Genomic DNA, 9,319 nt, shown 5'->3' on the forward strand with positions numbered 1-9,319 from the left:
GGCGGCGGCGAGGCGGCCCAGCGCCGGCGCGGTCTGAATGCCGTAGCCGCCCAACGCCGCATACCAGACGAAGCCGGGGACGACCGGATCGCGGCCGACCACCGGCGACCGGTCGGCGACGAACGAACGCAGCCCCGCCCAGCGGTGTGCGACGCGGCGCACCGCCAGCGTGGTGGCGCGCTCGACGCGGTCGATCGCGATCGCGATGTCGAGCTCGTCGGCCTGCGCGTCGCACGGCTCGCTAGGGTTCTCGTCGGCGGGGGAGAGCAGCAGCGTGCCCGCATCGGGCTTGAGGTAGAACTGCTCCTTGGCGTCGAGGAGCATCGGCCATGTGTCGGCGCCCCCTGGCGCGTCGAGGACGCAGACGGTGCGGCGCAGCGGCGTCAGGCCGATGTCGAGCGCCCCCGCCATCGCGCCGATCGCGTCCGCCCAAGCGCCGGCGGCGTTGACGATCGTGGCGGCGCGGAAACTCCCCTCCCGGGTCGCGACCGTCCATTGCCCGTCGGCGCGGTCGAGCCCGGTCACCTCGGCGCCGGTGACAACCCGGCCGCCCCTCGTCTTGAGCAGCCGCAGCCAGCCCTGCTGGAGTTGATGCACGTCGATGTCGGACGTGGTGCGGATCAGCGCCGCGCCGACGAGCGCCTCGGGCCTGAGGATCGGGCACATCGCGACCGCCTCCTCGACCGTCTTCGGCTCGATCGAATCGCCCTTGACCATCTGCGCCAGCGAGAAGGCCAGCGCCTCGCGCTGGTCGTGAGTCGCGGTGACCAGCACCGGGCGCGGCGTGAGGAGGTTGGTGGGCCAGGATGCCGCAGGGGGAGCCTGGAAGAAATCGTGGCTGGCGCGGGTCAGCGCGCGGATGGTGTCATTGCCGTAACTCAACGCGAAGATCGCCGCCGACCGGCCGCTCGAATGATAGCCCGGCTGCCCTTCCATTTCGAGCAGCAGCACCGAGCCGTGCCCGGCAAGCTCCGCCGCCGCCGCAGAGCCGGCGACGCCGCCGCCGATGACGATGAAATCAACGAGATCGGTCATGCGCTTCCATCCTGGCCGTCATCCTGCTCCGCCGGCATCGTGGCCGCTCTAGTTTCACAGATACGCTATATAAGCAACTGTGTTGCCCACTTGGAAAACTCGACATGCCGGGCTATGGCCCGTGTCCGCGATGTTAGCGATGATAGCCGGGAGGCCGCATGAACATGATCCGTCGGCGATGGGGATGGACCTCGGCACTCGCTGCGCTCGCGCTTGCAGGCCCCGCGCTTGCGACACCGACGCGCGCGGCGACCGAGGCCGAGCTGGCGCGCATCGCCACGACGGTGGGCGGCGAGGTCGGGATCGAGGCGGTCAACCTCAGGACCGGCGACACGCTGACGCTAAATGCGCGCGACGCGTACCCGATGGCGAGCGTGTTCAAGATCGCGGTTGCCGGCGCGATCCTCGCGCAGATCGATGCCGGGAAGCTGACGCTCGATCAGCTTGTGCCGATCGATCCCGATCTTGTCTTCGACTCGGAGGGCATCGCTGAAATCCTGCCCTATCCGGGGCTGTCGATCTCGACCCGCAACCTGCTCGAGACGATGCTGACACGCAGCGACAACACCGCCGCCAACGTGCTGACCCGGCTGGCGGGCGGCCCGGCGGCGGTGACGGCGTGGGTGCGGCATGCCGGGATCGAGGGGCTGCGCGTCGACGGCGACACCATCTCGCTGAACGAGCGTTTCTACGAGATCAAGGCGCCGCCGGGAAACACGCTCAACGCGGTCATCCAGGCCGACCCGTCCTTCGCGGCGCGCGAGTACATCCCCAACCCGCGGTTCGACGCCGATCCGCGGGACACGGCCAGCCCCGACGCGATCGTTCATCTCTTGACCAAGATCGAGCGCGACCGCTTGCTCAAGCCCGACAGCACTGCGCTGCTGCTCGGCATCATGAGCCGCTGCACCACCGGCGGCAAGCGCATCCGCGCGCTACTGCCGCCCGGCGTCACGGTCGCGGACAAGACCGGGACGATCAGCGGCACTGTCAACGACGTCGGCTACGTCACGCTGCCCGGCGGGCGCGGCACCGTCGTCGTCGCGATCATGGTCAAGGCGAGCAGCAGCCTCCAGCGCGAGGTCATCATCGGCCAGCTCGCCCGCTCGGTCTACGATTACATGATCTTCGCGGCGCCGACGCCCTGATGGCGCGGATCGCCGCGCTGCTCCTTGCGCTGCTGCTAGGCGCCGCTGGCGCCTCCGCGCAAGCGAAGCCGCCGGCCGGGACACCGTTGACGGCGACGGATGTCGAGGCGTGGATGGATGGCTTCATGCCGTTCGCACTGCGCCGCGCCGACATCCCGGGCGCGGTGGTAGTCGTCGTCAAGGACGGCCACGTCCTGTTCGAGAAGGGTTACGGGCTCGCCGATGTCGCCACCGGGAAACCGGTCGACCCGCGCGCGACGCTATTCCGGGTCGGCTCGATCTCCAAGCTGTTCACCTGGACAACGGTGATGCAGCTGGTCGAGCAGCATCGCATCGACCTCGACGCCGACGTCAATCGCTACCTCGATTTCCGCGTGCCGCCACGCGCCGGCCGGCCGGTGACGATGCGCGAGCTGATGACCCACACCGCCGGTTTCGAGGAGGCGACGCGCGGCATCGCCACGCAGGACCCGAGCGACACCACCAGCCTCGGCGCCGCACTCGCGCGGCGGGTGCCGGCACGGGTGTTCGATCCCGGCACGACGCCGGCCTATTCCAACTATGGCGCGGCGCTCGCCGGCTATATCGTCGAGCGCGTGTCGCACGAGCGCTTCGCCGACTATGTCGCGCATCACGTCCTCTCCCCACTCGGCATGGCCCGGTCGACCTTCGTCCAGCCGCTGCCGCCCGCGCTCGCACCCGGCATGGCGGCGGGCTATGTCGAGGGCAGCGGCCCGCCGCAGCCGTTCGAGCAGGTCGTGTGGTCGCCCGCCGGCGGGCTCTCGATCACCGGCGACGACATGGCGCGCTTCATGATCGCGCATCTCGACGACGGCCGTCTCGGCGGCGCGACCATCCTTCGGCCGGAGACGGCGCGGACGATGCACGCGCCCGCGCTCGCGGTGATGCCACCGCTCGACCAGATGGCGCTCGGCTTCATCGGCCTGGACGTCAACGGACGCCGCGTGATCGGCCATGACGGCGCGACGGTGGCGTTCCACGCGACCATGGCGCTGTACCTCGACGAGCATGTCGGGCTGTTCGTGGCGGTCAACGCGATGGGGCGCGATGGAGCGAACCGGCCGCTGCTGAAGGGCGTGTTCCAGGGGTTCAGCGACCGCTACTTCCCGGGACCGCCGCCGACGCTGGTGCGGGTGGACCGGCCCACAGCTCTCGCGCATGGCCGGCTGTTCGAGAATGCCTATGCGACGACGCGGCGGCCGTTTTCGACCTTTCTCGCCGGTGCCTTCTTGCTCGGGCAGTTTGGCGTGCGGGTGCAGGACGACGGCACGATCGTGGTCGACGGCCTCGACAGCTTGAGCGGCGCGCCCAAGCGCTTCCGCGAGACCGCGCGTTTCCTGTGGAGCGAGGTCGGCGGCAGCGACCGGCTCGCCGTGCGGCTGGAAGGGGGCCGGATCATGGCGTTCGCGCACGACGAGGATCCGACCGAGCTATACCAGGCGATCGCGCCCGCGCGATCGGCGCGGCTGCTGCTGCCGTTGTCGGGCGCGGCGCTGCTCGTCATCCTCGTGACGGTGCTGGTGTGGCCGATCGCGGCGCTGGTCCGCCGCCGCTACGGCGTTCGCCTGACGCTCACCCACCGCCAGGTCGCCGCCCGGCGGCTGACCAGGACGTTCGGGGTGGTCGCGCTCGCCGCTGCCGCCGGCTGGGCCTGGGTGCTGTCGCTGCTGGCGCCGCCGAACGGCATCTTCCTGCTCGACCATCATATGGTCGGCATCCATCTTGTCCAGCTGCTGTCGATCGTCGGGTTGCCGGGCGGCGTGCTCGTTGCGCTGTTCGCATTCGCGATCGCCCTGCGGTCGCCCTCGCCCTGGTGGTCGCGCGGCTGGACGGGGTTGGTCGTGTTCGCGTTCGCGGCGCTGACCTGGGCGGCCTGGGTGGGCCAGCTGCTGAGCTTCGGGACGGATTATTGATGGAGGTCGGGCGGCGGGAACTGTTGGCGGCGGCGGGTGCGATGCCTTGGATGAGCGCGGCGGGCGTAGCGGCGGCCGATCTCCCGGTCACCCCGGCGATGCTCGCCGAGGCGCTCGCCAGCGCGGTCGCGGCGGGGACGCCGGGACTGTCGGCGGCGATCGCGACGCGACGCGGGGTGATCTGGACCGGGGTCGCGGGGCTGGCGGATATCGGCGCCGGGCGAGCGATCGACGAGGCCGACCTGTTCGGCATCGGCAGCATCACCAAGCTGTTCGTCACGGTCGTCGTCCTGCAACTGGTCGAGCAAAAGCGCCTGTCGGTCGACGCGACACCGCGCGCACTGCTCGGGGCGGCGGCGACCCGCGGCATCGCCAATGCCGACACCGCCACGATCGGCCAGCTGCTCGCCCACTCCGCCGGAGTGCCAAGCTGGGAGGATGATCCCGCCTGGATCCGGCGCGGCCGCGGCGTCGCGATCGATCCCGCGCACCGCTGGGGCAAGACCGAGGCACTCGACTATATCCGGGGCGTGCCCGCCACCGGCGCGCCGGGCGCTGGATTCCGCTATTCCAATAGCGGCTACACCCTGTTGGGGCTGATCGTCGAACGCGTCACCGGCCGCAGCGCCGGCGCCGAGATACGCGACCGCATCCTGACGCCGCTGGCGCTCGCCGACACTTGGCTCGACGGCTTTGAGGCAGGGCGCCCCGAGCGTTTGCCGCATCGCTACCACTACGCCACCGACGCCTTCCGTCGCGATGCCGGCATCGCGCCCGCCTTCGCCACGGTGCGGCCGGGGCTGATCGACGCGACCGGCGCCAACCTGTCGGTCGAGTGGACCGCGGGCGGCATCGTCTCCTCGCCGCGCGACCTCGCGACCTTCGCGCTGGCGCTGCGCGACGGGCGGCTGCTCCGGCCACCCAGCCTCGCCTATATGCGGCAGTGGAAGTCGGCACGCTCCTATGCCGAGATGGGCCACGGGCTGTTCCGCTTCATCACCCCGACCGGCGCGTTCGAGGGGCACGCCGGCAGCGTCCTCGGCTTCACCGGCGGACTCGGCTGGGCGGAGGGCGAGGATGCGGTGGTGGCGGTGCTCGCCAATGTTGGCGCGATGCATGCCGGCGAGACGCCGCCCGCCGCCTATGACGTCGCGCTCAACTCCAGCTTCACCGGGCTGGCGCTCCGCTATACCGGTCAACAATATTCGCCCAAATAGCTAGTAGTTGCTACGGTAGAAAATATGTAGCACACTTCGCTTGACAGGCGAGTCATGCAAGGCCGCCGCGCACATCAGGGAACGGCGATGACCAACAAGCATGTGATCGGGCTGGCAGTCTGCACCTCGGCGTTGACGCTTCTCGCCAACGGTCGGGCGACCGCGCAGGTCGCGCCGCCCGCCACGTCCGACATCAACACCGCCGACATAGTCGTTACCGCGCAGAAGAAGTCCGAGAGCGTCCAGAAGGTGCCCGCGCAGGTCAGCGTCGTCGGCGCCGCCGCCATCGAGCAGTTGCACGCGACCAGCCTGGAAGACATTGGCGGCTATGTTCCCGGCCTCCAGGTGAACTCGGGCGGTACCCCGGGCCAGACGATCGTCAGTCTGCGCGGCATCGCGCCGGTCGGCCCATCCGCGACGGTCGCCTCCTATGTGGACGAGAGCCCGATCGGCTCAAGCACGATCAACGCGGGCCTGTCGTCCACCGGCGTCGCTTCCTCGCTCGACCTCCTGCCCTACGACGTCGAGCGTATCGAGGTGCTGCAGGGGCCGCAGGGCACGCTCTACGGCGCCAACTCGCTTGGCGGCCTGGTCAAGTACGTGCTGAAAAATCCCAGTCTCGACCATGTTCATGGGGCCATCGGCGGCGACGTGTTCGGCATCGACGGCGCTCATGCCGTTGGCGGCGGCGGACGGGCGATGCTGAGCGTGCCGGTGATCGCCGGCAAGCTTGCCGTGCTGGGCAGCTACAGCTCGGAGTCGACCCCCGGCTTCATCGACAATGCCCAGACCGGCGCCAGGGACCAGAACCACCTGCGTCAGCAGAGCGCCCGTGCGGCGCTGCTGTGGCAGCCAATCGACCGGCTGTCGGTCAAGCTCGGCTTCCTGTGGCAGAACAGCGTCGCCGCCAACAACAGCCAGGTGGCGCTGGACCCGGTCACGCTGCGGCCGGTCGCGGGCGACCTCAAGAACGACAACTTTCTCGGCGAGCCGTCGAACGTGTCGCTGCACCTCTATTCGGGCCAGCTCGACTGGGATTTCGGAGGGGCCAAGCTGATCTCGGTGAGCAGCTACTCCAGAACACGCGCGGTCGACTACCAGGACTCGACGCGCGGCAATCTGCTTCTCCTGGGCGCGTTCGGCGTTCCCGATGGCGGGCTGGTTCCGTTCCACCAAACCCTGCGCACCAGCAAGTTCACGCAGGAGGTCCGCCTTTCCTCGCCGTCGAGCAACAGGCTGGAGTGGCTGATCGGCGGTTTCTATACGCACGAGCGGACCCACGACGACCAGATCGAGAACGCGCTGCAGCCTGACGGCCAGCCGGTGACGCCGGTCGACCTCGGCTTCGGTCCGATCCCGGCCGACCCGCTCTTCCAGGCCAGCCTGCCGAGCACCTATCGCGAGTACGCCGCGTTTGGCGACCTTACCTATCATTTCACGTCCAAGTTCGATGTCGCCGCAGGCGTGCGCTACGCCAACAACCGGCAGGTCTTTCCCATCACCGCATCGGGCATCCTGATCGTTCTGCAATCCGGCGCGTACGACGCGGCGCTCAGCGGCACGTCGTCGGAGGGCGTCGTGACCTACAGCGTCGGCCCGCGCTACCAGGTTACCGACGACATCCTCGCCTACGCTCGGGTGTCGTCGGGGTACCAGGCGGGCGGCCCGAACATCCCCTATCCGGGCGTACCGGCGACGGTGAAGTCGGACCGCACCACCAACTACGAGGCCGGCCTCAAAACCCGGTTCTGGGACCGGCGAGGCCTGTTCGACCTGGCGGCGTTCTGGATCGACTGGCGAGACATCCAGATCCTCGGCCTGGTTCCCGACACCGGCTTCACCTATCTGGACAACGGTGGCAGGGCGCGCAGCCGCGGCGTGTCGGCGGACGCCTCGATCAGCCCGGCGACGGGGTTCACGCTGGCGGGCAATGCCACATACACCGACGCGAAGCTGAGGGAGGCCGTCCCGGCGATCGGCGCGCGCGCGGGCGACCAGTTGCCCTACACGCCACGCTGGAGCGGTTCGGTGCAGGCGAACTACGAATGGTCGCTTGGCGGCGATCTGCGCGCGCATCTGAACGTCGGTGCGCGAGTGGTCGGTGCGCGCTACAGTGGTTTCATCGCGAACAACATGCCCAATGCCTATCGGCTCGCGCCCTACGCGGCGGCCGACTTCGGCGCGAGCCTGAGCTATCGCGGCTATACCGCGCGGCTGTTCGTGAAGAACGCCTTCGACCGCCGGGCGTACAACTATTATTACTACGTGACAGATGCGGTGCTGGGCTCGGTCGACCAGATCCAGGGAACGCCGATCCAGCCCCGCACGATCGGCCTGTCGCTCGACGCGAAGTTCTAAGGTGACCGCCGGGTCGCTCGACCGCATCGGTGCGTCGCTTCGCGCGGGGCGAGCGACGGTATGGACGCGCGAGCCAACGGACGCCGGGCGGGGGAGCGGCGTCCCGGTGACGCTGGCCGATGTCGCCGACGCGTCCGCGCGGATGGAGCGGTTCCGGCCCGCGCTCGCCAAGCTGTTCCCGGCGAGCGGCTGGGACGGGCGGGTGCGCTCGGCGCTGCTTGACTATCCCGTCTCGCCCGACTTGCCGGCGAGGCTGCTGATCAAGGCCGATCACGCGCTGCCGATGACCGGGTCTGTCAAGGCGCGTGGCGGCGTCTACGCGCTGTTGCGCCACGTCGAGCAGGTCGCGCTGGACGAGGGTGTTGTCCGGCCCGGCGACGACTATCTGATGCTGACCAGCCCGGCGGCGGCGCGGGTGTTCGCGCGTCATGTCGTCGCGGTGTCGAGCACCGGCAATCTCGGCTTCAGCATCGGCCTGGCTGCGCGCGCCTTCAGGATGCGGGCGCAGGTGCACATGTCGCGCGACGCCAAGGCATGGAAGAAGGAGCGGCTGGTCCGCCTCGGCGCCCAGGTGGTCGAGCATGACTGCGACTTCACCGAGACGGTCGCGCGCGGACGCGAGGCGGCGGCGCGGTCCGGCGCCGCGTTCATCGACGACGAGACCTCGCGCGAGCTGTTCATCGGCTATGCGCTGGCGGCAGACGAAGTCATCGCGCAGCTCGCCGGACGCAGCATAACGCCGACCGTTGCCCGGCCGCTGGTAGCCTATCTGCCGTGCGGCGTCGGCGGGGCGCCCGGCGGCGTCACCTTCGGCCTCAAGGCGCGGCTGGGCAAGGCGGTTGTGTGCGTGTTCGTCGAGCCGATCGCTTCGGCGGGGATGATGGCGGCGCTTGCGGCGGGCGGCCGGCGGGCGGTGTCGGTCTATGACGTCGGTCTCGACAACGACACGCTCGCCGACGGGCTCGCGGTGCCGACCGCGTCGCAGCTCGTGCTCGACCAGGTCGGCCACCTGATTGATGGCGCCGTAGCGCTGCCCGACGCGATGATGGTCGAGTGGGTCGGACGGGCGTGGCGCGCCGCCGAGCTGCGGCTGGAGCCCTCCGCCGCTGCCTCGCTCGCCGCCGTAATACCCTATCTCAATGATCGGCCGGAAATGGCGAACGCAACCCATCTCGCCTGGACGACGGGCGGATCGCTGCTGCCCGATCCGGAGTTCGAGGCTATCCTGCAGCAGGATTGCCGCCAACGAGAATGAGGCGCCGATCCGCACGATGGACCAGCGGCAAAGGGCGCTCGGCGATACCCCGCTGCGTCAGGGCGGTAACGGCGATCGCACGATGTCGGTGGGCAACCGCCGGCTCGCCGTTCGCGGCTTCGCGTTCGGATCCGGGAGTGCATGTGGCTTCGGGCGCATGGCGCCAACGGGGAGGTGGGCATCTCCTCGCTCCACCCGTGGTGCCGACCAAGAAGAAAGCGAGCGAGCGCGCGGGAACGTGCGCTTCGCACCAGCGTCGGCGATGCGGGTGTGGGTAGTGGCGAGAGAAGGCTCAAATGTAGCGCGACGATCTGGATGAGAAGCGCGCGGCGATCAGGATGAGAGCTGATTGTCGCGGCGTGTTGAGGTTGG

At 69.4% G+C, this 9,319-nt stretch carries 6 protein-coding genes; 5 read left to right on the forward strand and 1 reads right to left on the reverse strand.

What is annotated here, in order from left to right:
• A partial coding sequence (locus tag HUV01_RS08145; RefSeq protein ID WP_174297794.1) for an NAD(P)/FAD-dependent oxidoreductase occupies positions 1–1,035 on the reverse strand: 1,035 nt, incomplete at its 3' end.
• Positions 1,036–1,193: 158 nt separating this feature from the next.
• Here HUV01_RS08145 and bla point away from each other — a divergent pair.
• The 5 genes from bla to HUV01_RS08170 all read left to right on the forward strand — a co-directional run bounded on the left by bla (position 1,194) and on the right by HUV01_RS08170 (position 8,947).
• Positions 1,194–2,183, forward strand: a complete 990-nt coding sequence (gene bla, locus HUV01_RS08150) for a class A beta-lactamase (protein ID WP_174297795.1) — start codon at positions 1,194–1,196, stop codon at positions 2,181–2,183.
• Entirely contained in the window at positions 2,183–4,117 is a 1,935-nt protein-coding gene (locus HUV01_RS08155; RefSeq protein ID WP_174297796.1) for a serine hydrolase domain-containing protein, read from the forward strand. The genes bla and HUV01_RS08155 overlap by 1 nt, the downstream gene beginning before the upstream one ends.
• Positions 4,117–5,334 (forward strand): serine hydrolase domain-containing protein, encoded by a 1,218-nt coding sequence (locus HUV01_RS08160; RefSeq protein ID WP_174297797.1) that lies wholly within the window; start codon positions 4,117–4,119, stop codon positions 5,332–5,334. Before HUV01_RS08155 ends, HUV01_RS08160 begins: the two co-directional genes overlap by 1 nt.
• 87 nt (positions 5,335–5,421) lie before the next feature.
• Positions 5,422–7,692, forward strand: coding sequence for a TonB-dependent receptor (locus HUV01_RS08165; protein ID WP_174297798.1), 2,271 nt, complete (start codon positions 5,422–5,424; stop codon positions 7,690–7,692).
• 1 nt (position 7,693) lies between these two features.
• Positions 7,694–8,947, forward strand: coding sequence for a D-serine ammonia-lyase (locus tag HUV01_RS08170; protein ID WP_217430960.1), 1,254 nt, complete (start codon positions 7,694–7,696; stop codon positions 8,945–8,947).
• Positions 8,948–9,319 lie beyond the last annotated feature (372 nt).

This window comes from Sphingomonas bacterium (genome assembly GCF_903643035.1).
In the GTDB taxonomy this organism is placed as follows: Bacteria; Pseudomonadota; Alphaproteobacteria; order Sphingomonadales; family Sphingomonadaceae; genus Sphingomonas.

Bases quoted from the DNA above. Each gene is read 5' to 3' on its own strand.
- bla (WP_174297795.1), top strand. From the start codon at position 1,194: ATGAACATGATCCGTCGGCGATGGGGATGGACCTCGGCACTCGCTGCG.
- HUV01_RS08155 (WP_174297796.1), top strand. From the start codon at position 2,183: ATGGCGCGGATCGCCGCGCTGCTCCTTGCGCTGCTGCTAGGCGCCGCT.
- HUV01_RS08160 (WP_174297797.1), top strand. From the start codon at position 4,117: ATGGAGGTCGGGCGGCGGGAACTGTTGGCGGCGGCGGGTGCGATGCCT.
- HUV01_RS08165 (WP_174297798.1), top strand. From the start codon at position 5,422: ATGACCAACAAGCATGTGATCGGGCTGGCAGTCTGCACCTCGGCGTTG.